The sequence below is a fragment of the Micromonospora sp. NPDC047521 genome, from assembly GCF_055587305.1.
The window spans coordinates 195,469-218,583 of sequence record NZ_JBVJGN010000004.1; the positions used below are offsets into that span (position 1 = coordinate 195,469).

Genomic DNA, 23,115 nt, shown 5'->3' on the forward strand with positions numbered 1-23,115 from the left:
CGCCCGCCGCCACTCGCGGCGGGCGGCCGCCCGGTATCCCCCGCGCAATCGTCGGCGGGCCGCTCAGGCCTTCTCCAGCACCTCCAGCACGACCCGTTCGGCCACCTCGCGCGGCGCGTCCGGGTCGACAGGTACCACCACCCCGTCGTGGTAGAGGTCGACGATCCGAGGGTCCACGTAGGACGTACGCGCCACAGTCGGTGTGTTGCCCAGCAGGTCCGCCACCTCGCGCATCACCGCCGCCACCGCCCTGCGGCGCGCGGTCACCGACCGGGCCAGGCCGACTGTCGCCAACTCGGTCGCGGCGAGCACTGTGGCGTGCCACGTCCGGAAGTCCTTCGCCGTCATCTCCCCGCCGCTGGCGTCGCGCAGATACCCGTTGACCTCGTCGCTGCGCACGTCGCGCCACTCCCTGCCGTCCCAGTAGCCGAACAGCCGGTCCGCCCGCCGCCGGCGCCGACGCAGGTTGACGAGCACCTGGCACAGCTCCGGGTCCTCGATCCGGCGTACCTGCTCGATGCCGCCCTTGGCGGGGAACTCGAAGACCACGCAGCCGCCCCGGGACCGGGCGTGCTCGGGGCGCAGGGTGGACACCCCGAACGTCGGATCGTCGCCTGCCGCGTACTGATCGCTGCCGACCCGGAACATCCCCATGTCCAGCAGCCGGGCCACAGTTGCCAGCACCCGGTCCCGGCCGAGTCCGCGACCGTCCAGGTCACTGTCCACCCGCTCGCGCAGTACCGGCAGCCGCCGCGCCACCTCCAGCATGTGGTCGAACTTCGCCTCGTCCTGCTTCTCCCGCCACACCGGGTGGTAGAGGTACTGCTTGCGGCCGGCCGCGTCGATGCCTGTCGCCTGGATGTGCCCGTTGGGGTGCGGCGCGATCCACACGTCCTGCCAGGCCGGCGGGATGACGAGGTCCCGCAGCCGGGCCAGCACGTCGGGGTCCCTGACCGGGTCACCGGCCGGGTCGAGAAAGAGCCAGCCCCTGCCGCGCCGGCTACGCCGGTATCCCGGCCGGCCCGGATCGCTACGCCGCAATCGCACCGGAGACCCGCACCGCCCGTTCCACCTCGGCCACGGCGGCCAGCACCTCGTCCAGGCCCAGGGCCGCCAGCATCGGGTGGCTTCCTACCCCGTCCCAGCTGGGCCAATCCATCTCGCCGGCCCAGAGCACGCGGTGCCGGGGGCGGTCCGCTGGCGGCCCCCAGAGCGCCGGCGGCACCGGCCCGAACAGCACCACCGACGGGGTGCCGTACGCGGTGGCGAGGTGCGCCACCCCGGTGTCCCCGCTGACCACCAGGCGGGCGTCGGCCACGAGCGCGGCGAGCACGCCGAGGTCGGTCCGCCCGGCAAGCACGGCCTCGGCCGGCAGTCCGGCGTCGTCGGCCACCCGTACGGCGACAGCCCGCTCGTCGGCCGAGCCGGTGAACAGCACCCGGTGGCCCTGGTCGGTGAGGGCGCGGGCCAGTGCCGCGAACCGGTCCGCCGGCCAGCGCTTCGCGGGGATCTTGCTGCCCGGATGCAGCAGGGTGGCCCCGGTGGGCAGTCCCGCCGGCTCGGGCCGGCGCAGGCCGAGGTCGGCGCGGTCGGCCGGGATGCCGTACCAGGACAGCAGCCGGCACCAGCGGTCCACCTCGTGTTCCCGCTCGACCCACTCCGGTCCGGCGGGAAAGCCAGCCTCCTGGTTGGCGAAGGCGAGCAGCCGCCCGGGCCGGGTCGCGGCCAGCAAACGGTGCGATCCCGGGCCGCGCCCGTGCAGGTTGACGGCGACGCGCGGCGCCGACCCGACCCGCACCGGCCGGCCGAGACCGTCGGTGTCCACCAGCCGGTCGACGCCGCCGACCAGTTCGACAAGCGGGGCCAGCCAGGCCGGCGCGGCGAGCGCCAGCTCCCGACCGGGGTACGCGGCCCGCAACGCCCGCAGCGCGGGCACGGCGGTGACCAGGTCGCCGACGCCCAGGGCCCGCAGGACCAGGATCACGGGTACGACGTCTCCTGCTCGGCGCAGACGACAAGTTCCCGTACTGCGCACCCGGCCGGCTGGTTGAGCGCGAACATGATCGCCGCGGCGGTGTCGGTGGGGTCGTTGAGGATGGCGTCCGGCCCCGGCCTGTACTGCGGGTCCCGCTCGTCGAAGAACGCCGTCCGCATCCCGCCCGGAATCAGCAGGGTCACGCCGACCTGGCCGGCGAGTTCGGCGGCCAGCGCCCGGGTGAAACCCACCACGCCGAACTTCGCGGCGCAGTACGCGGTGGCGTCGCTGACCGCCTTGACGCCCAGGGTGGAGGCGACAGTGACGACGCGGCCCCGGGAGGTCAACAGGAACGGCAGCGCGGCCCGGATCACGGCGGCCGTCGCGAGCAGGTCGACGGCCACGATCCGGTCCCACGTCTCGCCCGGTACGTCGGCGAGCCGGCCCGGCACGTCCATGCCGGCGGCCGTGACCACCGCGTCCAGGCCGCCGGCCTGCTCGGCGAGGTGCCGCGTCGCGGCCTCGGCGGCCCGGGTGTCGGCCAGGTCGCACTCGGTCCAGGAGACTCCGTCGACAGGCGGCTGCCGGTCCAGCACGAGCGGCCGGCCGCCGGCGGCGGCCACCGCGGCGACCACCGCCGCGCCGAGCCCGCTGGAGCCGCCGGTGACCAGGACGCTCGGTCCGGTGGCGGTCATCGGACCCGCTCCGGCGTCGACACCGGCGCGACCGAACGGGCGATCATGTCGGTCGTGGACCGACCGTCCAGGTAGGGCACCACCACCGTGTTGCCGCCCCACCGGCGCAGGACCTCCGCCTCCGGCAGACTCGCGGCGTCCCCTCCCCCGGTGGCGTAGTCCCCGCCCTTGACCCAGATGTCCGGCCGCAGCCACGACAACGCCGCTTCCGGGGTCGACTCGTCGAAGACCATGACCGCGTCGACGCAGCTCAGCGCCGCGAGCAGCCGCGCCCTGTCCCCCTCGGACATGACCGGCCGGTCCGGCCCCTTCAACCCGGCCACGCTGGCGTCGGAGTTGAGGCACACGATCAGGCAGTCGCCGAGCTGCCGGGCGGCCTGGAGGGTCGCCACGTGCCCGGCGTGCAGCAGGTCGAAGCAGCCCCCGGTCGCCACCACTGTGCCGCCCGCGGCACGGACCTCGGCCAGCAGCGCGGCGACGGGAGCGACGCCCACCCGGTCACCGCCGGGGCCGGGCACGGCGGCACGTACCTGATGGTTGCGGGCGTCAGCCGGCGACGGCAGGGCCGCGGCGACACCCCCACCGGCCACGTACGCGGACGCCTCCGCGACGGCCGCCTGCACCGCCTCGGAGACCAGCGCGCCCTGGGCCAGGGCGAGGCTGGCGGCTGCCGCGAACCGGTCGCCCGCGCCGCAGGTGTCCCCCTCGGCGCTGCCCGGGGTGGGCACCACCAGCGGCGTCGACCCGGCGTGGCAGAGCAACGCGCCGTCCCCGCCCAGGGTCACCGCGACCGCCCCGGCCCGCCAGCGCCGGCGCAACCCCTGCGCGCCCCGGGACGCGGCGGCCAGCCGGGACGTCCCGGGCAGCGCCGGGACCAGCTCACGCACCTCTGACTCGTTCGGGGTGGCCAGGTGCACGCCGGGCACCGCGGCCGGGCCACGCGGATGCGGGTCCCACACCACAGGCGCGCGGGTGGCGGCGAGGGCGTCGCGCAGCGCCGGCTGCCGGGCCACCCCCCGGCCGTAGTCGCTGACCAGCACCGCCGACGCCGCGCCGATCACGCGCAACACCTCCTCGGAGGGCTGGCCCGGCTCGCCGGGCACACCGCCGCGGTCATGGCGCAGCAGCACCCGACCCCGGGCCCGCAGCCGTATCTTCTCCGGCGTCGCCCCGGACAGGGGCAGCGGGTACACCCGCACGCCAGCGGCGGCGAGCAGGGCACTCAGGCGGGCACCACCGGCATCGTCGGCGAGGGCGGTCACCAGCACCACCTCGGCGCCCTGCGCGGCGGCGAACACCGCCGCCAGACCGGCCCCACCGGGCCGGTCGGTGGCCACCGTCTCATCGAGCACCGGCACCGGCGAGTCCGGGCAGAGGCGGTTCACCACCCCTTCCACGTCCCGGTCGAGCAGGGTGTCCCCGACCACCACCACGGGTCCCCTCACGCTTTCCTCCTCATCCTCACGCGTCGACCTGCTGTCCGGCCCCGCCGTCGAGCACCACCTCGACCCCGGTCCGAACCGGAGACGACGACGCGGTGACGGCCGACGGGGGCAGTTCCTTCTCGAGGTACTCGCAGATCAGATGACTCGTGACGAGGTGCAGCTCCTGGACGACCTGGGTGTCGGTCGACGACACGGCGAGCACCTCGTCGCACGCCTCGGCGAGGGCGTTGGGAGTCGGACCGGTGAGCGCCCACGTGGTGAGGCCGGCGTCGCGGCCGGCCCTCGCGGCGGTGAGCAGGTTCTCGCTGGCGCCGCTGGTGCTCAGCAGCAGCAGGACGTCGCCGGGCCGCCCGTGCGCGCGGACCTGCCGGGCGTACACGTCGGTGTAGCCGTAGTCGTTGGCGATGGCGGTGACCGCACTCGTCTCGGCGTGCAGGGCGATCGCCGACAACGGCTGCCGGTCGTGGTGCAGCTTGCCCACCAGCTCGGCGGTCAGATGCTGGGCCTCGGCGGCGCTCCCGCCGTTGCCGGCGACCAGCAACCGGCCGCCGGCCGTCAGCCGGTGGGCCAGCTCGGCACCCCAGCGCGCCACCTGCGGCTCGCAGAGCCGGTAGGGCACCAGCGCCGCCGCCAGGTTCGTCAGGTGGGTCTCCAGCAGGTTGCCCGCCGGCATCAGGCCACCACCCGGCTCGGCCGGCGCACCGCGGCCACCTCGGCGTAGACCTCCGCCAGCCGCTCCGCGGTCGCCGCCCACGAATACCGCGACCGGGCCCGCTCGCGCGCCGCCGTGGCGTACGCGAAACGCCGGATCCGGTCGTCGAGCAGCCCCTGGATCGCGGTGGCGAGCGCCCTCGGGTCCCGCGCCGGTACGAGATCCCCGGTCGTCCCGTCGACAACCGTGTCCCGGATGCCACCCACGGCGGTGCCGACGACCGGCACCCCGCAGGCCATCGCCTCCAGCGGGGTCAGGCCGAACGGCTCGTACCAGGGTGCGGCGACGAGCAGGTCCGCCGAGCGGTACCAGCGGCCCATCTCCTCCCGGGGCACCGCGCCGACCAGGTGCACCCGGTCGGCCACCCCGCACGTCTCGGCGAGCGCCCGCAGCCGGCGGGCGTACGGGTCGGTCTCCAGCAGCCCCTCGGGCGGGCCGCCGACCACCACGCACTCGGCGTCGGGCACCAGCGCCATCGCGCGCACGACCGTCTGGAAGCCCTTGCGCTCGACCAGCCGGCCCACGGTCAGGATCCGGGCCCGCCCGGGCTCCCGTTCGGCGGCCGGCCCGAGCGGGGCGAACGTGCCGAGGTTGACCCCGGACGGCACCACAGTCATCCGGGACCGGGGCACTCCCATCCGGACCAGCTCGCCGACCTCGTCGCGGCACTGCGCGACCACCCGGTCCACCGAGCGGCCCAACTCCCGCTCGTAGGCGATCCGGCGTGCCGGGCTGGTGTCCTGTACGCCCTGGTAGCGGCGCTTCACGGTGCCCAACGCGTGGTACGTCTGCACCACCGGCACCCCGGTCTGCCGCCCGGCGGTCAACGCGGCGAGACCGCTCATCCAGAAGTGCGCGTGGATCACCTCGGGCGTCCAGTCGCCGCCCCGCCACCGCTCGACCAGCCAGCGGCTGAACTCCCGCATGTGCGGAAGCAACGCGTCCTTGGCCACCGGCTCGGCCGGCCCGGCGGGTACGTGCACCACGTCGTACCCGTCCGGGCTGCGGACCGTCACCGGCAGGTCGAGCGCGTCGCGGCGGGTGTAGACCCGCACCTCGTGGCCGGCGGCGGCGAGCGCCGCGGACAGCTCCGCGACGTGCGTGTTCTGGCCGCCGGCGTCCTCGCCTCCGAGGATGGCGAGCGGGCTGGCGTGCTCCGAGATCATCGCGATCCGCATATCTCCTCCTCCAGCAGCCGGTCCCAGTCAGCGAGGAAACGGTCGAGGCCGTATCTGTCCCGTGCGGCGGTCCGTGCCACCGCGCCGGCCTGACGCGCGGCCTCCGGTTCGGCGATGAACCGGCGGGCGGCGTCGAGCAGGGTGTCCGTCCGGGTGGCGAGGACCCCCGCCTCCGGTGGTACGGCAGTCACCGCCTCGGTGGTGGCGAGCGCGACGACAGGCATGCCGATCGCCATGGCCTCGATGAGGCTGAGCCCGAGCGAGGTCCAGCGGCACAGGTGCAGGTACGCGCGCCGCCGCGCCAGCTCGGCGTGCATCCGGTCCTGGGGTACGTCGTCGTGGCTGGTGAGCCGGTCGGCGGGCAGACCCAGGTGGTCGGCGAGGCCGGCGACGCCCATGCCGAAAACGTCGAGGGGGGCGATCTCGGCGAAGCGGGGCAGCAGGTCGGTGCCGGTGACCCGCCCCCGGCGCACCGGCTCGTTGATCACGACGGCGAGCCGGTCCAGCTCGCCCGTGTAGGACACGGCGGGAGCGACGATGCCGTGGTCGACGACTGTGGTGCGGGTGGTGCCGGTGTCCCAGAAGATCTGGTTGAAACCTGTGACGTGGGCGATCAGCAGGTCGTCACGGTCGGCCATCGGGTGGCGCGTGTTCGGCACGTCGCCCTTGGGGGTGTTGTGCTCGACGTAGATGGCGGGGACGTCCCGGCCGGGACGGCGGCGCAGCCACTGTTCGGCCAGGTCGATCTCCTCGGGCCGTTGCAGGATGACCAGGTCGACGTCGGCGTCGGGCAGCTCGTCCGGGCTCACCTCGACGGCGGTGTCCGGCCACGGGTAGGTGCGGGCCCGGCCGAGGCCGTACGGACCCCGGTCGGGTGTGGTGGGGATCAGGTAGCGGTGACGGCCGTGCACGAACGACGTGGTCCAGGAGCCGTGCACGTGCCAGAGCAGAACGTTCATCGGCCGCCACCACCGGCAACGGCGAGCACCCGCAGCGCCTCGACCACCTCGGCCGGCTCGACGTCGCTCAGGCACGGGTGCCCGGGGACGGGGCAGCTGGCGGCCCGGGTGTCCCGGCAGGGCGCGGCGGCGTCCCCGAGTCGGACGGTCGGCACCCGGTACGGCCCCCACTGTCCGAACGGGACGGTCGGCGCGAACAGGCTCACCACCGGCACTCCGGCGGCGGCGGCGAGGTGCGCGGGGCCGGTGTTGCCGACCACCACCGCGGCGGCGTCCGCCACGATCGCGGCCAGGCCGGCCAGGTCGGTCCGGCCGCCCAGGTCGATGCCGCCGGCCGCCGCGACGCGGGCGGTGACCGCCCGCTCGTCGGGACCGCCGGTGACCAGCAACCGGTGCCCGGCGGCGCTCAGCGCGCCGGCGATCCGGGTCGCCAGCTCGGGCGGGCAGGCCCGGCTCGACGCGGCCGAGCCGGGGTGCAGCACCACGTACCCGGGGTCGCCGAGACCGGCCGGGCGCGGGGGCAGGGCATCCGGCCGGAGGCGGAGCACCGGCTCGTCGCCGTCGGGCAGCCGGTGGCCGGCGGCGGCGGCGAGGGAGAGCGCGCGTTCGGGCTCGGGGACGCCCACCGGCACCCGGTGGCGTACGTCCAGCAGGGAACCCGGGTAGTCGTCGCTGATCGCCGCGATCCGGCCGATCCCGGCCATCCGCAGCAGCAGCGCCAGGGGCAGGGCCGACTGGTGGAAGGAGGTGAACACCACTGCCTGGTCCGCGTCGACGGCGGCGAGGCGCGCGGTCAGGTCGCGCAGGGCCGCCGGGTCGACTGGCGCCGGAGTGGGGTCGATCCACGGCAGCGGGTGTTCGATGATCTCGTCGACGCCGGGCAGCAGCTCGGCGGCGGCTCGTCCACGCGGCCCGCACAGCAGCACCACACGCCGCGCGCCCGCCGCCACCGCACGGATCGCCGGCCCGGTGACCAGCACGTCCCCGGCCGAGTCCGACCGCACCACCAATGCCGTCCCGATCCGCTCACCGGCCGGCTCGGGGCGTACCGCCTCCTGGCGGCGCAGGATCTCCCGCACCGCCGAGGGCAGGTCGGCGGCCACCCATCCGGCGGCGGCGACCTCCTCCGGCCGGGTCACCGGTGTGGGCACCAGAACCCCCGCCGCTCCGGCGGCAAGCGCGGCGGCGACGTCCCGGCCGATGTCGCCGACCATGACGCACCGCGACGCGCTCGTGCCCAGCTGCCGGGCGGCGGCGTGCACCAGACCCGGCGCCGGTTTGCGGCAGTCGCACCCGTCGGCGTCGTCGTGCGGGCAGACCAACCACGCGTCGAAGCGGCCCAGCAGCTCCTCGACGCGGGAGTGCACAGCCCGCATCTGCTCCTCGGTGAAGTAGCCACGCGCCAGACCCGACTGGTTGGTCACCACCGCCAGTCGCAGGCCGGCGGCCCGCAACCGGTCCAGCGCCGCCCGCGCGCCCGGCACCGGCCGCACCTTCTCCGGATCACCGTTGTACGGCACGTCCTCGATCAGGGTGCCGTCCCGGTCGAGCAGCACGGCGTCGTACAGGACCCCGCGGGGGCTCCCGACGGGCCCGGACCAGGCCTGGCCAGCGCGGGCGTACACCCGGGCTGACCTGCGCTGATCCGGATCCTCCTGGTCCTGTCGCACAGGCGGCGGGTTCCCTGCGCCCCGAGGAGTAAACGTCGTCGTGGACGTGGTGGGCCAGCGCCGCCACCGGTGCCCCGCGTCGGCCTTACCCGCCGCCCCGGAGAAGCTAACCCGCAGGTCGTTAGCACCACCGCCGCGCGGGTATGGGAGTCCAGTGGCGATTGTGGAGAAAGTGATCGAAGCTCCCCCGCAGCAGGTGTTCGACGTGCTTGCCGACGGGTGGACGTACAGCGACTGGGTGGTCGGCACGGCACACGTGCGGGACGTCGACGACGCGTGGCCGCGGGTGGGCAGTCAGCTGCACCACCGGGCCGGCCCGTGGCCGTTCTCGTTGCAGGACGCGTCCACGGTGCTGGTCTGCGAACCGCCGCGCCGGCTCGTGCTGCTCGCCGGTCTGTGGCCGGCCGGCGAGGCGGTCGTGTCGTTCACCCTGGAACCGGTGGGTGACGGCGCCACCCGGGTCCGCATCGGCGAGCAGTTCGCCGCCGGACCGCTGCGCTGGGTCCGCAACAAGCTCAACGACCTGGTGCTGCACCTGCGTAACCGGGAGACGCTGGCACGGCTCTCCGACATCGCCACCCGACAGAAGGGGTGACCGTGACGCAGACCGTTGTGGTGACCGGTGCGAGCGCCGGCGTGGGCCGGGCGGTGGCGCAGGCGTACGCGGCCCGGGGCGCCCGGTTGGCGTTGCTGGCCCGGGGCGAGGCCGGCCTGGCCGCCGCCGAGCGGGACTGTCGGCTGCGCGGCGCCGCCGACGTCCGCGTCCACCGGGTCGACGTGGCGGACGCGGGCGCGGTGCAGCGGGCCGCCGACGACGTCGTGCACCGCTGGGGCGGCATCGACGTGTGGGTCAACAACGCCATGGTGTCGGTGTTCGCACCGGCGTGGGAGATCCCGGCCCGCGAGTTCCGGCGGGTCACCGAGGTCACCTACCTGGGTACGGTGCACGGCACCCTCGCGGCGCTGCGGCACATGCGCGCGCACGGTCGGGGCGCAATCGTGCAGGTGGGCTCCGCGCTGGCGTACCGGGGGATCCCGTTGCAGTCGGCGTACTGCGCGAGCAAGCACGCCGTGCAGGGGTTCAACGACTCCCTGCGGGCCGAGCTGCTGCACGACTGCCCGGGGGTGAAGCTGTCGATGGTGCAGCTGCCCGCGGTGAACACGCCGCAGTTCTCCTGGGTGCGTACCCGGTTGCCCCGGCATCCGCAGCCGGTGCCGCCGATCTTCGCTCCGGAGGTGGCCGCCCGCGCGATCGTGTGGGCCGCCGACCACGGTCCCCGGGAACTCAACGTCGGCGGTCCGACCTGGCGTGCCCGCCTCGGCGACATCCTGATCCCCGGGCTGCTCGACCGCAAGCTGGCCCGCGACGGGTACGACAGCCAGCAGACCGGCGAGAGGATCGACCCCGGCACCTGGCGGGACAACCTGGACCACCCAGGCGACGAGGACCGGGACCGGGGTGCGGCGGGCGTGTTCGCCGACCGGGCGCGCGACCGCTCGGCGGCGCTGTGGGTGGGCACCCACAAGCCGGCGCTGTCCGGAGTCGCGCTCGCCGGTGTGGCGCTGGCCCTCACCGCGGTGGCCCGGCGACTGCGGTGACCCGCGCTGTGGGCGCCCGCCGCCATTGGGGTGACCTCGCCCGCAACGCCCGGAAGGGGAGCGTTTTCCACTCGGACGCGACAACTGGATACCCTCTCAGGTAGCCCTGTCCGCAAACCGAGGATGTCCGACATGATCGAGCCCGTGCAGCTGCCGTCGCCGTGGCGGGACGCACGCCTGACCGTCGTGGTGCCCACCTACAACGAGGCGGGCAACCTCCCGGCGCTGGTCGAGCGGCTGCTCGCGCTGCCGCTGCCGGGGCTGCGCATCCTCGTCGCCGACGACAACTCCCCCGACGGCACCGGCGAGGTGGCCGACAAGTTGGCCATCGAGCACCCGGATCGGATCGAGGTGGTGCACCGGGCCGGCAAGGAGGGCCTGGGCCGGGCCTACGTGGACGGGATCGGGCGTGCCCTCGACGGTGGCGCCGAGTACGTGGCCCAGATGGACGCCGACCTGTCGCATCCGCCGGAGGCGCTGCCGGGGATGCTCGGTGCCCTGCTCTCCACCCAGGCCGGCGTGGTGATCGGTTCCCGGTACGTGCCCGGTGGCGAGCTGGACGAGAACTGGCCGCTGTACCGCCGGGCGCTCAGCGGCTGGGCGAACCTGTACGTGCACACCCTGCTGCGGGTGCGGATCCGGGACCTGACGGCCGGCTTCAAGATCTGGCGGGCGGACGCCCTGCGGGACATCGGCCTGGACCGGGTCCAGTCCAACGGCTACAGCTTCCAGGTGGAGATGCACTACCTGGCCACCAAGCTGGGGCACACGATCCTCGAGGTGCCGATCCGCTTCGAGGAGCGGCGCGACGGCGAGTCGAAGATGACCACCGCCACCAAGATCGAGAGTGCGTTGATGCCCTTCCGCCTCCGCAACAAGCACCGCAACATCACCCGCTGACCCCGCCCCCGACCCTCACCCATCCGGGTGATCAAGAGGTTTGCGTCAGATCCGGGCCGGACACCGACGCGAACCTCTTGATCAACCGGGCCTCTGGGGGCGGGCGGCGCAGGGGGTTAGGTGGGGTAGACGGTTTTGTGGGCCTGGGCGATGGCGGCGGCGTAGGCGCGGCCGGTGAGCGCGCGGTCGCGGGCCAGCGCAGCACGGGCCGCGTTCGCGCCTGGCGCGCCGTGCACCCCGCCGCCGGGGTGCGCCGACGAACTGGCCAGGAAGAGCCGGTCCACCGGGGTGTCCGCCCGGCCCAGGCCGGGGATCGGACGCAGGAACAGCTGCTGGTACGCGGCGGCCGTGCCACCGCCGAGAGCGCCGCCGACCAGGCTCGGGTTCTCCTTCTCCAGGTCGGCCGGCCCGGCCACGTGCCGGCCCACGATCAGTTGCCGGAAGCCCGGGGCCGCCGCCTCCAGCACGTCCTCCATCCGCTGCACGTGCCCGACGACGTCGTCGGCCCGCCAGTCCCGCCGGAACGGCAGGTGGGTGTACGCCCACAACGACTCGGTGCCCGGCGGGGAGTGGCTCGGGTCGGCCACCGACATCTGCCCCACCAGCAGGAACGGATCGCGGGGCAGCTCGCCCCGGGCCAGCTCGCCGGCGTAGTGGGTGAGCCCGTTCAGGTCCGCGCCGAGGTGCACGGTGCCCGAGCCGGCCACCTGCCGGTTCGTCCACGGCACCGGCGCGGAGAGCGCCCAGTCCACCTTGAGCGTCGAGCCGTCCCAGCGGAAGTGCGCCAGGTCCTCGACCAGCCGGGACGGCAGCGCCGCCGCGCCGACCAGGTCGAGGTAGAGCGCGGGGGCCGGCACGTCGGCGAGCACGGCCCGGCGGGCCCGCCACAGCGCCCCGCCTACGGTACGCACGCCCATCGCCCGGCCTCGGGCGGTGAGCACCCGGTCGACGGCGGCGCCGTAGATGATCGTCCCGCCGCGCTCCTGGAGGCGGTCGACGAGCGCGTTGGTGATCTGCTGCGCGCCGCCGTCGGGCACCGGCCAGCCGACCTGCTGACCGAGCATGGCCAGCAGCCACCCGTACACCCCGGAGCCGGCCTCCTCCGGGGACAGGTCGGTGTGCAGGGCGCAGCCGGCCAGCAGCGCCGGCCCGCCGGGGCCGTCGAAGAGTTCGTCGCCGAGCTTGCGCACCGGCACCACGAGCCGCCGGGCCAGCCGTAGCGCGCCGGCGATCCGCAGCCGGCGCAGCAGACCCAGCCCGCCGCGTACCGGCGGGAACGGCGTGGTGATGGTGTCCAGCATCGGCTCGGCCACATCGAGCCAGTCGGTGTACGCGTTGAGCCAGCGCTTGCCGTCACCAGGGGCGAACTGCTCCAGCGAGGCGGCTGTGACGTCCGGATCCCGGTTGATCACCGCGGCCCGCCCGTCGGGCAGCAGGTGCGCCAACACGTCCGGGGCGTGCCGCCAGGACAGGCCGTGCCGGCCCAGATCGAGCCCGCGCAGCACCGGCGAGGCGTACCCCAGGGGGTAGAAGGAGCTGTAGAGGTCGCTGAGGTAGCCGGGCGCGGTCACCTCGCCGGAGCGGACGGCCCCGCCGGGCACGGCGGTGGCCTCCAGCACGACCACGTCCCATCCGGCGTCGGCAAGCAGGTTGGCCGCGACCAGACCGTTGTGACCCGCCCCGACGACGACGGCGTCCGCGCTCTGCGCGCCGGTGGTAGTCATCCGATCCGGCTACCCGGCGCGCAACCGGGCGAAACGCGTTTGCCTCGCCCGGGCCCGGGCATCCAGCGCCGCATGTACACGGTTGCGCAGCTGGTGGGCGGGGTGTGGGGTGCGGGCGGCGACGGCGGTGAGCTGGTCGTGCACGACCCGGCGGACGGTTCGCCGGTCAGCACGGCGCCGGTGGCCACCGCCGACGAGGTCGGCAAGGCGGCACAGGCGGCGCGCGGCGCGGCGGCGGAGTGGGCGGCGACCGAGCCTGCCGCGCGGGCGGCGGCGCTGCACCGGGCCGCGGACGCGGTGGCGGCGGCCACCGACGAGCTGACGGCGGCGGTCACGGCGGAGATGGGCAAACCCCTGGCGGACGCCCGCGGCGGCGTCGAGGCGGGCATCGGCACCCTGCGACAGTACGCGGAGCTGGCCCCGCTGCGCGGCGGGCGGACGCTCAACGGCGCGCAGGACGCGCTCGACTTCATGACCCCGCAGCCGCGCGGCGTGGTGGCCGCGATCACCCCGTGGAACGACCCGGTGGCGATCTCCTGCGGGCTGCTCGGCGCGGCCCTGGTCACCGGCAACGTGGTGCTCTACAAGCCCAGCGAACGGACGCCGGCGACGGGTTGGCTGCTGGCGCGGGCGCTGGACGAGGCGCTGCCGGCCGGAGTGCTGTCGCTGCTCACCGGCGGGCCGCAGGTCGGTGCGGCGCTGGCCGCCCAGGAGGTCGACGTGGTGGCGCACGTGGGTTCCACGGCGACCGGACGGGCCATCGCCGCGGCGGCGGCCCGCACCGGCGCGAAGGTGCTGCTGGAGAACGGTGGCAGCGACCCGCTCGTCGTCGACGCGGGCGTGGACCCGGAGTGGGCGGCGCAGCAGGCGGCGCTCGGCGCGTTCGCCAACGCCGGGCAGATCTGCGTCGCGGTGGAGCGGATCTACGTGCACCGGGACGTGGCCGAGGACTTCGTGGCGGCGCTCGTACGACGGGCGGGCGCGCTGCGGACCGGGCCGGGGCGGGACCCGGACACCGAACTCGGTCCGCTTGTCGACAGGCGGCACCGGGATCACGTGCACGGGCAGGTCGCGGCGGCCGTGGCGGCGGGTGCGCGGGTCCGCGTCGGTGGTGAGGTGCCGGACGGGCCGGGGGCGTTCTACCCGGCCACCGTGGTCACCGACTGCCGGCACGACATGCCGCTGGTGCGGGAGGAGACGTTCGGACCGGTCGCCCCGGTGGTGGTCGTCGACTCGTACGAGGAGGCGCTGCGCTGCGCGGCGGACTCGGTGTACGGGCTGGCCGCCACGGTGCTCACCGCCTCGATGACCCACGCGCAGCGGGCGTGGCGGGAGCTGCCGGTGGGGACGGTGAAGGTCAACTCGGTGTTCGGCGGGGCACCGGGCGGCGCCGCGCATCCACGTCGCGCCAGCGGGCAGGGCTTCGGCTACGGCCCGGAGCTGCTCGACGAGTTCACCGCGACGAAGGCGGTGCACATCGAGGCGCCGGCCGGCGGGCACTGGTGACGAGGCACGGGCGGACGCGACAGTGCCTCGTCCGCCCGTGCGTACCGTCGTGGCTGGTCAGTCGCCGCGGGCCTTGCGGGTGGCGCGGTCGTTCGCCTTCTCGATGGCCTTGACCAGCTCCGGTTTGGTCATGCTGGACCGGCCGGGTACGTCCAGCTTGCGGGCCACCGACATCAGGTGGTCCTTTGTGGCGTTGGCGTCCACCCCGCCCGCGGTGGGCGAGCGGCGCTCCGGCCCACCGCCGGCCGCCTGGGCGTCGCTCGGGCCCTTGCGGCCCTTGGGCTCCCAGTGGTCGCCCACCTTCTCGAACTCGTGCTTCACCGCGGCGAAGGCGGTGCGGTGCGACCGCTCCCCCTCGCCGTAGGTCTGCACCGCCGAGTCGTGTGTCTTCTCCCAGGTGCGCTGCGCCTTGTCCGGGGAGCGTCGCAGCGTGCTGGGCATGTCCTCGCGCCCGGGCATCTCGTCCTCCTCCGTGTCGGTCAGATTCCCCTGTCGTTCCCCGGACACCCGCGGGCAAACAGCCTGGCGGGTTTGTCGATTTACCGGCGCGGGTACCGGCCGGGCCAGGCTCGACCGGACGACCGGTCGTTCGGCGGCCGGGCGCACATGGGAGCGGGCATGACGACCACGGAGTCGGGTACGACGCTCGGCGGCACCTCCGGCGCACGGCTGCCCCGGCGGGTGCGCCAGTTGAACTGGCGGACCTGGCGTGGCGTGCTGGTCCGCAGCGTGCGGAACTTCGTCACCGACAACTGCTCGGACTGGGCCGCCGCGTTGACGTACTACGGCGTCCTGGCGCTCTTCCCGTCGGCAATCGTGGTGGTGGCCCTGGTCGGCCTGGTGTCCTCCGGTGAGCGGACCGTGGACACGGTGGTCGACCTCGCCAACCAGGTGGGCGCCGGGTCGGTGCTCACCGACGACGAGGGTGGCGTGGTCGGGGTGATCCGGTCGGTGGTGGTGGAACAGAGCAATCCCAAGCTGCTGCTGAGTTTCGGTCTGCTCGGCGCGCTGTGGTCGGCGTCGGGCTTCATCGGGGCGTTCACCCGGGCCTCCAACGCCATCTACGGGGTGACCGAGGGTCGGGCGGTGTGGAAGCTGCGGCCGTTGCAGATCGGCCTGGCCGCGATCACGCTTGTGCTCCTCGCGGTGGTCGCCCTCGGGCTGATCGTCAGCGGTCCGGTCACCGACGCGGTAGGCGACCTGGTCAATGCCGGTGGCCTGGCCCGCACGGTGTGGAGCGTGGCGAAGTGGCCCGTCCTGGCCATGATCATGATGGTGCTGCTGTCGCTGCTGTTCTGGATCGCCCCGAACGTGCGCCAGCCCCGGTTCCGCTGGCTCACCCCGGGAGGTGCGGTGGCGCTCGTCTCCTGGGCGCTCGTCTCCTTCGGCTTCGGTCTGTACGTGGCCAACTTCGCCTCGTACGACGCCACGTACGGCAGCCTCGGCGCGGCCATCGCGTTCCTCGTCTGGCTCTACCTGTCGAACTCGGCGCTGATGCTGGGCGTGCAGATCAACGCCGAGGTGCAGCGCGGGCGGCAGTTGCAGGCCGGCGACCCGGACCCGGAGGAACCGGTGCTGCCGCCCCGCAAGCCCGCCGACGACTGAGCCGTCGAGGCCCGGATGTCCGGTCCGGGGGCCGGTTCGTCATCGGGTGCCGGTTTACCGACCCCGGTGCCGGGTAGCGCAGAAGGCATGGAGCGTGGCAACAGCAAGCACGGACCGAGGATCGACGAGCAGATGAGCCAGGAGGTCAGCGGCCTCGTACAGGGGCCGGGGACCGGCGGCTCTCGGGTCGACGAGTCGCGGGTGCCGGAGCCGGCGGGCGAGGACCAGCCGGAGACGACCACCGCCCCGGCCGGCGACCTGCGCACCGGCACCCCGCAGGGGATGAGTTCCGCGGATGTCGAGCAGCGCAGCCGGCTCGGCCGGTTCATCTCGATGAGCGCCTTGCCGGGCGACCGCCTCGTCCTCATCGCCAGCGCCCGCGAGAACGAGGCGCCGGACGACATCCTGGCGGCCCTGGAGCGGTTGCCCGAGGGCACCGAGTACCAGACCGTCTCCGAGGTGTGGGCCGCGCTCGGCCACAAGAACGAGACAACCCGCTGGTGAGCCGGATCGCCCCCGATCCGAGCGCTCAGCGGCCGAAGGAGGTTCCCAGATGAGTGGCGTTACCGAACACGTCGATGTTGCCGTACCCGTCCGCACCGCCTACGACCAGTGGACGCAGTTCGAGGAGTTCCCCCAGTTCATGGAGGGTGTGCAGGAGGTTCGGCAGCTCTCCGACACGATGACCCACTGGACGGTGGACATCGCCGGGGTGAAGCGGGAGTTCGACGCCGAGATCACCGAGCAGCTGCCCGACGAGCGGGTGGCCTGGCGTTCCACGGGCGGCACGCAGCAGGCCGGTGTGGTGACCTTCCACCGCCTGGACGAGGACAAGACCCGGGTCACCCTCCAGCTCGAGTTCGAGCCGCACGGGGTGGTCGAGCAGGCCGGCGACAAGCTCGGCATCGTCGACCGGCGGGCCAAGGGCGACCTGGAGCGGTTCAAGACCTTCATCGAGCGGCGCGGTCAGGAGACCGGCGCCTGGCGCGGGTCGGTGGACCGCCCGCAGCCGTGATCCCCAGTACCACCCACGCGATGGCCGCCGGAGTTCCCGGCGGCCATCGCCGTGTCCGAGCCCGCCCGCGCGGCGCCGTTTGCGATCATCGCGCCCGGGTACGGCTGAGGACATGACCGACGACAACATCAGGGTGTGGCGGGACGAGGAACGGCTCCCGCTCGAGGAGTTGGAACGCGCCGTGTCGGGCTCAAGCCTCGACGGGCAGGCCGACGACGTGACAGGCAACGACGCCGGTGAGGAGGCCGCGTTCGGGCACGGGCCGGCGGCGGCCGACCGCGCCGGGCAGGCCCGGGGCGCCGGCCGGGAGCCGACCGACCCGGAGCGCGCCTACCGCCCCTCCACCACCGGCCGGACCGGACCGGACAACGGCTGAGCGGACTCGGGCCCCGGGTGGCCGACCGGCCGCGCGGGCCGGCGGGCGCCCAGCTCGTACAGCACGAACAGCGCCACCGCGAGCACCGCCAGGGCCGGACCGAGGACCTGCACCGACAGGGCGTCGATCAGGACGCCGAGCCCACCGGGGACGAGCGCGGCACCCAGCCCGGCGGCGCCGATCTGCAGGCCGATGGCGCGGTCCGCGTGGGCCGCGCCGACCCGGTCGGCGGTGGTGAGGGTGAGCAGCGGGAACACCGGAGCGGCGGCGAAACCGACCACGACCAGGCCGACGACGGCCAGCGCCGCCGACCCGGGTACGGCGATCAGCGCCGCGCCGACGACCATCCCGGCCAGGCTCGCGCGCAGCACGAGCCGCGTGCCCAGCCGCTCGGCGACCACGCCCTGCACCACCCGGCCCACGAAGAGACTCCCCCAGTACGCGGACACGCAGCCGCCGGCCGCCGCAGCGCTGAGCCCACGCCCCTCGGTGAGCAGCAGGAACGCCCACAGCCCGGCGGACACCTCGATCGCCACGTACAGCGCGAAGCCGACAGTCCCCGACCAGACCGCAGGCAGCCGCAGCGTGGCGCGTACCGGCACGCGCACCGCAGGAGTGGTCGGTGCCGGCGCGGCACCCGGATCGGTGGGGGCGCGGCGCCAGGCGCGCACGGTGAGCGCGAACGCGGTGGCGAGGGCGAGTTGGGCGGCGGCCACGATGCCGTACCCCCAGCGCCAGGCCAGCCCGGCGCTCAACGCACCGGTCATGATCAGCGGGCCGATCGCCACGCCCAGGCCGAAGAACGCGTGCATCCAGTTCATGTGTCGCGGGCCGAACGCCCCGGCGGCGTACGCGTTGAGTCCGGAGTCGATCGCGCCGGAGCCCAGCCCGAGCAGCAGCGCGCAGACGACGATCACGGCGAGCCCCGGGCTGACCGTGTAGCCGGTCAACGCCAGGCTGGCCAGCAGGGTGCTGCCGGCGAGCAGCGCGCCCACCCCGACCCGGGCGAGCGTGAACCCGGCCAGCACGCTTGAGGTCAGGTAGCCGACTGTGCCGGCGGTGAGCAGCAGCCCGACGGCCTTTGTGGGCACCTCGAAGTCCGCCCGGATCGAGGGCCAGCCGACGCCGAGCAGGCCGTCGGGCAGGCCGAGACTGACGAACGCGAGGTAGGCCAGCAGCAGCAGGGACGCGCGGGGCGCGGGTGCGGTGGACACGGAACAGCATCCTGCCGCAGGCGCACCTTACCGGCACCGCCGGTCACGGACCTCCCACGGCAAGAAGTGGTGTCCGGACGGTCGAGAAAACGGACAGCTCATCCAGAATCGGCCGATCGGAGGACGGCAAGCCGGCTTATTCGCGTAAGAATTTCGGAATGCATCAAGGCTCCGGAATCCTCTCCACGCGTCAGCGCCGGCTCGCCTGGCTCGGCTTCCTGCTCGCCGCGCTCCAGGCGCCGGTCTCGGCCCGACTCGTCTCCGACGACTCCTGGCTGTTCAGCCTCTGCGTCGCGCTGATGGTGGCCACCGTGATCATCGCTGACGACGCGGCACGGCGTCGGCCCGCCGGCGCGACAGGGGACTAGCCGCCGCTGGCAGGCCGGGCCTCGTGCCCCGGCCTGCCCGGGCTGCGGCGGCGCTCCTTCATCTCGGCCTCGTAGAGGTGCCGCCGCCCACCCACCAACTCGTCCCGGGCCTGCTGGTCCAGCTCCCGGAACAGCGCGTGGTAGCCGTCGTCGAAGTCCTCGACGATCTGGAACGTCCACCGTCCGGCGATGACGTTGCGACCCACCAGTTCGGTGGCGATCCGGTCGGCGAGCTGCTGGTGCCCGGCCGCGCGGAACTGCTCCACGGCGTCGTCGAGCATCAGGTCGGCGTGCCCGATCAACTGGTGCAGCGAGTACAGGTGCCCCCGGGCTCTCTCCACGCACTCCATCGCCTCGCTGAGCTTGCCCAGGGCGGCGACCGTCTCGTCGCTCACCCCGTCCGGCCGGCGGTGCCGCTCGTCCGGCGCGTCCGCTCGCTGTCCCATGGGTGCCTCCGTGCTCTGGTGTGTGCCGTGGTTCTCCTGCTGCCCCGTCTGTGCCGGATCAACCCTCGCGGCCAGCCCGGGTCGTCCAGTGGCGTGGCCGACACCCGCCGAGCGGCCGAGGCCGGTCCGCTCACCTGTCGGTTAGCCTCGGTCACCATGCGTGTGCCGTTCACCCGGGTCGCCTCCCGTACCGCCGTCGACTCGGCGCGGTCCACCCTGGCCGCCCTCACCGTCTCCGTGGGCACCGTCGGGCTCGCTGCCGCCGCCACCCGCCCCGGGCTGCTCGCCCTCGTCGACCAGCACGCCGCGGCCGTACGGGACAGCCTCGACGGCGACCGGCAGCCCCTGACGGCGGCGTCCCTCGCCGGCTACGCCGAGGGCCTGCGCGAAGCGGCCCTGGAGCACGGGTGGACCCCGCCACACGGCCCGGTGGACTGGAGCGAACCGGAGTGGCCGCTCGCCCGACTGCTCGCCGTCTGCGCGCTGGCCCGTTCACTCGACGGGGCCTGAGCCGCGCGGAAGAGGGTGCCCGCACGGACGCGCGAACACCCTCTTCCCGGTACGACCCGGCCGCTACGGGCGGTACTGCTGGGCCTCGTCGACCCGGGGCATGGCCTGGGTGCGGTCGCCGCCGCGGTCGGCCATCTGCCGCTCCATGTCGCTACGCCCGGCCGCCGTGGCCTGACGCTGCTGCTGCACCGCCCGCGCCTCCCGCGCGGCCCGGTCCAGCCAGCCGTCCCAGCGCTTCTGCATCGGCTTCACCAGACCACCGCCGACACCGACGATCAGGATGCCGGCCACCGTGGCGAGCACCGCGATAAGCACCGGAGTGGTGACCGTGGTGGCGATGCCCACCTGGTTCAGCGCGGCGATCACGCCGAGGGCGATGATGAAGATCGCCGTCAGGTCGGCCAGGACCTTGCCGTACGAGAGCCCGCCCAGCGCCCCGGTGACCAGATCCCGGACGGCGTTGGCGATCGCGGCAGCCACCACCACGATGACGATCGCGATGAAGGCCCGCGGCAGCCAGGCCACCACGCCGCTGATCAGGTCACTGATCGCGTTGGGACCCCAGACTCCGAACGCGAACTGCAGCGTGAACAGCAGTACCGCGTAGTACGCCAGTCTGGCCAGAATGTCGCTGGCGTCGTACTTCGTTCTCTCCAGGGCCCGTTTGATGCCTCCGCGTTCGACCGCTTCGTCGAAGCGCACCCGTTCTAGCACCGTATCCACGATCTTGAGGACGGCTCTGGCGATGAGCCAGCCGACCACGAGGATGACGATGAAGGCCACTGCCTTCGGGATGAAGAGCAGCACCGACCTCCAGGTGTCGGCGATGGCATCGCCGATGTCGGCCTGCCGGACCGCGAGGGTTTTCAGCATGACGTCCCTCCTGTCGCATGGACTGCGCCGGGCGCATACCCGGCCGGGGGTGCGGCAGTCCGCGCGGCTCGCGGAGTTTTTTCCGACAAGCCGGCGGAGAAGGGCCCTGAACTGGCCGAACAGCCACCACGGCCGCGCCCATGATGACCCGCCGCCATGATCGGATGTCGTTTTCGCGGGGCCGGATAGGCTGCGGACATGCCAGGAACGGTCGGGCGAGTCCCCACGCCAGCAACTCCGGTCCCCGGCGCATCCACCGGAGCGGGGGCGCACGCCGGCGTGCTCGCCCACGACTGGGCCAGCACCCCGCTGGGCCCACCCGAGGCGTGGGACCCGTCGGTCCGGGCCGTGATCGAGCTGATCCTCGCCTCGCCGATGCCGATGGCACTGGCGTACGGCGACGATCTCGTGCTGCTCTACAACGCCGGGTACGCCGAGCTGCTGGGCAGCAGACACCCCGGCGCCCTGGGCCGCCCCGCCGCCGAGGTGTACGCGGAGGTCTGGGCGCTGCCCGGGGTCGGTGAGGTGATCGAGCGGACCTACCGGCAGGGCGTGTCGTTCCTGGAGAAGGAGTCGACGGTCCCCCTGGTGCGCGAGCACGCCGCAGTGGCGGAGCAGGCGGTCTTCACCAGGGGTTACTCGCCTGTGCGCGACAGCGCCGGGCGGATCGTCGGCATGTTGACGGTGGCCGCCGAGACCACCCACGTCACCGAGCAGTTGCAGAGCCTCAGCGAGGTGGCCGCCGCGCTCGCCGGCACGCTCACCCTCGACGACGTGGCCCGGGTGGCGCTGCGGCACACGATAAACGCCTTCGACGCCGACCAGGTGGCGTTCGCTGTGGACGAGGGCGGCGGCGGTTGGCGGACGGTGCGCAGGGTGCGCGGCGAGCTGATGGACGAGGCCGACGAGCGCCTCCCGCCGCTGTGGCGGCGCGTACCGGCGGACTGGTCGGCCCCCGTGGTGCGGGTGGCGCGGGCCGGTGACCCCTCGTTCCTGCGGGACGGGCAGCCGCTGCGCGAGACCGCTGTCGACCGTCACGATCAGAAGATCCGGTCGATGGCGGCCCTGCCGCTGGGCACCTCTGTGGTGCGCGGCGGGCTGGCGGTCGGCTTCCAGGCGACACACGCCTGGTCGGCCGCCGAGCGGGCGTTGCTCGCCGCCTCCTGCGAGCTGATCGGTCAGGCGGCGGAGCGGGCGCGTCGCTTCGAGACCCAGCACGGCACCGCCCAGTTACTGCAACGCAGCATGTTGCCGGCGCACCTGCCGGACCTGCCCCGGCTGCGGATCGCGGCCCGCTACGACCCGGGGGTGGACGGCAACGCCGCGGGCGGCGACTTCTACGACGCGTTCCTGCTGCCCACCGGCGACCTCGGCGTGGTGCTCGGTGACGTGGCCGGGCACGACGTGCAGGCGGCGGCGCGGATGGGACAGGTCCGCGCGGCCCTGCGGGCGCTGGCCCTGGCCGACCCGTCCCCGGACGCGGTGCTGGCCGGACTGGACCGGCTGGTGACCAGCCTCGGCGCGGAGGCCGGCACCGACGAACTGTTCGTCACCGTGGTGTTCGGGGTCGTCGACGCGGACCGCCGGCAGGTCACCCTCGCCAGCGCCGGTCATCCGGCCCCGCTGATCCGCCGCAGTGACCCGGACGGCCGTTCCCGCGCCGAGTACGTGGACCTGCCGACCGGCCCTCCGCTGGGGCTCGGAGGTCGGCCGGTCACCGCCACCGTGGCGCTCCGTCCCGGCGACACCCTGCTGCTCTTCAGCGACGGTGTGGTGGAGCGCCGTCGGCAGAGTCTCACCGCCGGGCTGGACTCCCTCGTCGACGCCGTCGCGAAGGCCGCCAGCAGCGATCCGCGCGCGCTGTGCGCGGTGGCCACCGCCGCCGTGCCCGGTGGCACCGAGGACGACGTGGCAGTCCTCGCGGTCGAGCACGCGCTCAAGCCGAGCCGTTCGGCGAGCATGGAGGTGCCGGCGGAGCCGACCGCGCCGAGTCGGGTACGGCACTGGATGACCGGCCAGCTCACCGAGTGGCAGGTGCCCGAGTCGGTGATCGGCGCGGCGGTGCTCTGCACGAGCGAGTTGACCACCAATGCCCTCCTGCACGCCGGCACCGCCGCCCGGGTGGAGATCGACCTCAGCCCGGAGCGGCTGCTGGTCTCGGTCGCCGACACCGGTACCCGGGGCACCGTGACCCGTACCCGCACCGACACGTTGAGCAGTCGGGGCCGTGGTCTCGGGCTGATCGAGCAGCTCAGCGACGCCTGGGGCACCGATCCGACGGTCCGCGGCTCCACGGTGTGGTTCGAGATCCTCGTTCCGGCCGTGGAGCGCCGCTGACGGAGCGG

24 protein-coding genes are annotated in these 23,115 nt (G+C 74.1%); 11 read left to right on the forward strand and 13 right to left on the reverse strand.

From position 1 onward, the window contains the following. Positions 1–63: 63 nt before the first annotated feature. From ACZ6N8_RS11635 to ACZ6N8_RS11670, 8 genes are read right to left on the reverse strand one after another with little or no spacing between them, the layout of a single operon-like run. The gene (locus tag ACZ6N8_RS11635; RefSeq protein WP_466009394.1) at positions 64–1,047 is read right to left on the reverse strand and encodes a DNA topoisomerase IB; all 984 of its coding nucleotides are present in this window, start codon (positions 1,045–1,047) and stop codon (positions 64–66) included. Further along, entirely contained in the window at positions 1,031–1,984 is a 954-nt protein-coding gene (locus tag ACZ6N8_RS11640; RefSeq protein WP_466009396.1) for a glycosyltransferase family 9 protein, read from the reverse strand. Before ACZ6N8_RS11640 ends, ACZ6N8_RS11635 begins: the two co-directional genes overlap by 17 nt. Then, positions 1,981–2,670, reverse strand: a complete 690-nt coding sequence (locus ACZ6N8_RS11645; protein ID WP_466009397.1) for an SDR family oxidoreductase — start codon at positions 2,668–2,670, stop codon at positions 1,981–1,983. Before ACZ6N8_RS11645 ends, ACZ6N8_RS11640 begins: the two co-directional genes overlap by 4 nt. Then, the gene (locus ACZ6N8_RS11650) at positions 2,667–4,115 is read right to left on the reverse strand and encodes a PfkB family carbohydrate kinase (protein ID WP_466009399.1); all 1,449 of its coding nucleotides are present in this window, start codon (positions 4,113–4,115) and stop codon (positions 2,667–2,669) included. Before ACZ6N8_RS11650 ends, ACZ6N8_RS11645 begins: the two co-directional genes overlap by 4 nt. Before the next feature lie 16 nt (positions 4,116–4,131). After that, the gene (locus ACZ6N8_RS11655) at positions 4,132–4,791 is read right to left on the reverse strand and encodes a D-sedoheptulose-7-phosphate isomerase (protein WP_364372119.1); all 660 of its coding nucleotides are present in this window, start codon (positions 4,789–4,791) and stop codon (positions 4,132–4,134) included. After that, entirely contained in the window at positions 4,788–6,005 is a 1,218-nt protein-coding gene (locus ACZ6N8_RS11660) for a glycosyltransferase (protein ID WP_466009401.1), read from the reverse strand. Before ACZ6N8_RS11660 ends, ACZ6N8_RS11655 begins: the two co-directional genes overlap by 4 nt. Continuing rightward, a complete protein-coding gene (locus ACZ6N8_RS11665) occupies positions 5,990–6,964 on the reverse strand; it encodes a glycosyltransferase (protein WP_466009403.1) in 975 nt (324 codons plus the stop codon). Before ACZ6N8_RS11665 ends, ACZ6N8_RS11660 begins: the two co-directional genes overlap by 16 nt. Continuing rightward, positions 6,961–8,634, reverse strand: a complete 1,674-nt coding sequence (locus ACZ6N8_RS11670) for an HAD-IIIA family hydrolase (protein WP_466009405.1) — start codon at positions 8,632–8,634, stop codon at positions 6,961–6,963. The genes ACZ6N8_RS11665 and ACZ6N8_RS11670 overlap by 4 nt, the downstream gene beginning before the upstream one ends. Positions 8,635–8,806: 172 nt before the next feature. Here ACZ6N8_RS11670 and ACZ6N8_RS11675 point away from each other — a divergent pair, with 172 nt between their 5' ends. The 3 genes from ACZ6N8_RS11675 (at position 8,807) to ACZ6N8_RS11685 (ending at position 11,133) form a co-directional block, all read left to right on the forward strand. Then, positions 8,807–9,229, forward strand: a complete 423-nt coding sequence (locus tag ACZ6N8_RS11675) for an SRPBCC family protein (protein ID WP_466009406.1) — start codon at positions 8,807–8,809, stop codon at positions 9,227–9,229. A gap of 2 nt (positions 9,230–9,231) precedes the next feature. Next, positions 9,232–10,233, forward strand: a complete 1,002-nt coding sequence (locus ACZ6N8_RS11680; protein WP_466009408.1) for an SDR family oxidoreductase — start codon at positions 9,232–9,234, stop codon at positions 10,231–10,233. Positions 10,234–10,365: 132 nt separating this feature from the next. After that, the gene (locus ACZ6N8_RS11685; protein ID WP_139586273.1) at positions 10,366–11,133 is read left to right on the forward strand and encodes a polyprenol monophosphomannose synthase; all 768 of its coding nucleotides are present in this window, start codon (positions 10,366–10,368) and stop codon (positions 11,131–11,133) included. 116 nt (positions 11,134–11,249) lie between these two features. Here ACZ6N8_RS11685 and ACZ6N8_RS11690 read toward each other — a convergent pair whose 3' ends face one another. Further along, entirely contained in the window at positions 11,250–12,857 is a 1,608-nt protein-coding gene (locus tag ACZ6N8_RS11690; RefSeq protein ID WP_466009411.1) for a phytoene desaturase family protein, read from the reverse strand. 72 nt (positions 12,858–12,929) lie between these two features. Between ACZ6N8_RS11690 and ACZ6N8_RS11695 the strand changes: the two genes are divergently transcribed. Continuing rightward, complete coding sequence (locus ACZ6N8_RS11695; RefSeq protein WP_466009413.1) at positions 12,930–14,363, forward strand: aldehyde dehydrogenase family protein; 1,434 nt, start codon at positions 12,930–12,932, stop codon at positions 14,361–14,363. 57 nt (positions 14,364–14,420) lie between these two features. On the opposite strand, the gene ACZ6N8_RS11700 is transcribed toward ACZ6N8_RS11695, so the two are convergent. Further along, positions 14,421–14,822: a ChaB family protein gene (locus ACZ6N8_RS11700; protein WP_466009415.1), complete on the reverse strand. Its 402-nt coding sequence runs from the start codon at positions 14,820–14,822 to the stop codon at positions 14,421–14,423. Between the two features lie 159 nt (positions 14,823–14,981). Here ACZ6N8_RS11700 and ACZ6N8_RS11705 point away from each other — a divergent pair, with 159 nt between their 5' ends. From ACZ6N8_RS11705 to ACZ6N8_RS11720, 4 genes are all read left to right on the forward strand, one after another. Further along, positions 14,982–15,968: a YihY/virulence factor BrkB family protein gene (locus tag ACZ6N8_RS11705; protein WP_466009417.1), complete on the forward strand. Its 987-nt coding sequence runs from the start codon at positions 14,982–14,984 to the stop codon at positions 15,966–15,968. Between the two features lie 87 nt (positions 15,969–16,055). Beyond that, complete coding sequence (locus tag ACZ6N8_RS11710) at positions 16,056–16,472, forward strand: DUF2795 domain-containing protein (protein WP_354819322.1); 417 nt, start codon at positions 16,056–16,058, stop codon at positions 16,470–16,472. A gap of 49 nt (positions 16,473–16,521) precedes the next feature. Continuing rightward, positions 16,522–16,983 carry an SRPBCC family protein gene (locus ACZ6N8_RS11715; protein WP_088947319.1) on the forward strand — a complete coding sequence of 154 codons (462 nt, stop codon included), beginning with the start codon at positions 16,522–16,524 and terminating at the stop codon, positions 16,981–16,983. A 112-nt stretch (positions 16,984–17,095) separates the two neighbouring features. After that, a complete protein-coding gene (locus ACZ6N8_RS11720) occupies positions 17,096–17,359 on the forward strand; it encodes a hypothetical protein (RefSeq protein WP_364371439.1) in 264 nt (87 codons plus the stop codon). On the opposite strand, the gene ACZ6N8_RS11725 is transcribed toward ACZ6N8_RS11720, so the two are convergent. After that, positions 17,314–18,573 (reverse strand): MFS transporter, encoded by a 1,260-nt coding sequence (locus tag ACZ6N8_RS11725; RefSeq protein ID WP_466009420.1) that lies wholly within the window; start codon positions 18,571–18,573, stop codon positions 17,314–17,316. The two genes, ACZ6N8_RS11720 and ACZ6N8_RS11725, sit on opposite strands and share 46 nt — an antisense overlap. Positions 18,574–18,731: 158 nt before the next feature. On the opposite strand from ACZ6N8_RS11725, the gene ACZ6N8_RS11730 reads away from it, so the two are divergent. Further along, positions 18,732–18,941, forward strand: coding sequence for a hypothetical protein (locus ACZ6N8_RS11730; protein WP_364371445.1), 210 nt, complete (start codon positions 18,732–18,734; stop codon positions 18,939–18,941). Here ACZ6N8_RS11730 and ACZ6N8_RS11735 read toward each other — a convergent pair. Continuing rightward, complete coding sequence (locus tag ACZ6N8_RS11735; protein WP_466009423.1) at positions 18,938–19,387, reverse strand: hypothetical protein; 450 nt, start codon at positions 19,385–19,387, stop codon at positions 18,938–18,940. The genes ACZ6N8_RS11730 and ACZ6N8_RS11735 overlap by 4 nt on opposite strands. 156 nt (positions 19,388–19,543) lie before the next feature. Between ACZ6N8_RS11735 and ACZ6N8_RS11740 the strand changes: the two genes are divergently transcribed. Next, a complete protein-coding gene (locus ACZ6N8_RS11740) occupies positions 19,544–19,897 on the forward strand; it encodes a DUF6401 family natural product biosynthesis protein (protein ID WP_364371450.1) in 354 nt (117 codons plus the stop codon). 63 nt (positions 19,898–19,960) lie between these two features. Here ACZ6N8_RS11740 and ACZ6N8_RS11745 read toward each other — a convergent pair whose 3' ends face one another. Next, positions 19,961–20,770, reverse strand: coding sequence for a membrane protein (locus ACZ6N8_RS11745; RefSeq protein WP_466009425.1), 810 nt, complete (start codon positions 20,768–20,770; stop codon positions 19,961–19,963). A 198-nt stretch (positions 20,771–20,968) separates the two neighbouring features. Here ACZ6N8_RS11745 and ACZ6N8_RS11750 point away from each other — a divergent pair, with 198 nt between their 5' ends. After that, positions 20,969–23,107, forward strand: coding sequence for a SpoIIE family protein phosphatase (locus ACZ6N8_RS11750; protein WP_466009427.1), 2,139 nt, complete (start codon positions 20,969–20,971; stop codon positions 23,105–23,107). Positions 23,108–23,115 lie beyond the last annotated feature (8 nt).

Coding starts and splice junctions, on each gene's coding strand:
- ACZ6N8_RS11645 (WP_466009397.1), bottom strand. CDS start 2,670: ATGACCGCCACCGGACCGAGCGTCCTGGTCACCGGCGGCTCCAGCGGG.
- ACZ6N8_RS11660 (WP_466009401.1), bottom strand. CDS start 6,005: ATGCGGATCGCGATGATCTCGGAGCACGCCAGCCCGCTCGCCATCCTC.
- ACZ6N8_RS11665 (WP_466009403.1), bottom strand. CDS start 6,964: ATGAACGTTCTGCTCTGGCACGTGCACGGCTCCTGGACCACGTCGTTC.
- ACZ6N8_RS11685 (WP_139586273.1), top strand. CDS start 10,366: ATGATCGAGCCCGTGCAGCTGCCGTCGCCGTGGCGGGACGCACGCCTG.
- ACZ6N8_RS11690 (WP_466009411.1), bottom strand. CDS start 12,857: ATGACTACCACCGGCGCGCAGAGCGCGGACGCCGTCGTCGTCGGGGCG.
- ACZ6N8_RS11695 (WP_466009413.1), top strand. CDS start 12,930: ATGTACACGGTTGCGCAGCTGGTGGGCGGGGTGTGGGGTGCGGGCGGC.
- ACZ6N8_RS11700 (WP_466009415.1), bottom strand. CDS start 14,822: ATGCCCGGGCGCGAGGACATGCCCAGCACGCTGCGACGCTCCCCGGAC.
- ACZ6N8_RS11705 (WP_466009417.1), top strand. CDS start 14,982: ATGACGACCACGGAGTCGGGTACGACGCTCGGCGGCACCTCCGGCGCA.
- ACZ6N8_RS11710 (WP_354819322.1), top strand. CDS start 16,056: ATGGAGCGTGGCAACAGCAAGCACGGACCGAGGATCGACGAGCAGATG.
- ACZ6N8_RS11715 (WP_088947319.1), top strand. CDS start 16,522: ATGAGTGGCGTTACCGAACACGTCGATGTTGCCGTACCCGTCCGCACC.
- ACZ6N8_RS11720 (WP_364371439.1), top strand. CDS start 17,096: ATGACCGACGACAACATCAGGGTGTGGCGGGACGAGGAACGGCTCCCG.
- ACZ6N8_RS11730 (WP_364371445.1), top strand. CDS start 18,732: ATGCATCAAGGCTCCGGAATCCTCTCCACGCGTCAGCGCCGGCTCGCC.
- ACZ6N8_RS11735 (WP_466009423.1), bottom strand. CDS start 19,387: ATGGGACAGCGAGCGGACGCGCCGGACGAGCGGCACCGCCGGCCGGAC.
- ACZ6N8_RS11740 (WP_364371450.1), top strand. CDS start 19,544: ATGCGTGTGCCGTTCACCCGGGTCGCCTCCCGTACCGCCGTCGACTCG.
- ACZ6N8_RS11745 (WP_466009425.1), bottom strand. CDS start 20,770: ATGCTGAAAACCCTCGCGGTCCGGCAGGCCGACATCGGCGATGCCATC.
- ACZ6N8_RS11750 (WP_466009427.1), top strand. CDS start 20,969: ATGCCAGGAACGGTCGGGCGAGTCCCCACGCCAGCAACTCCGGTCCCC.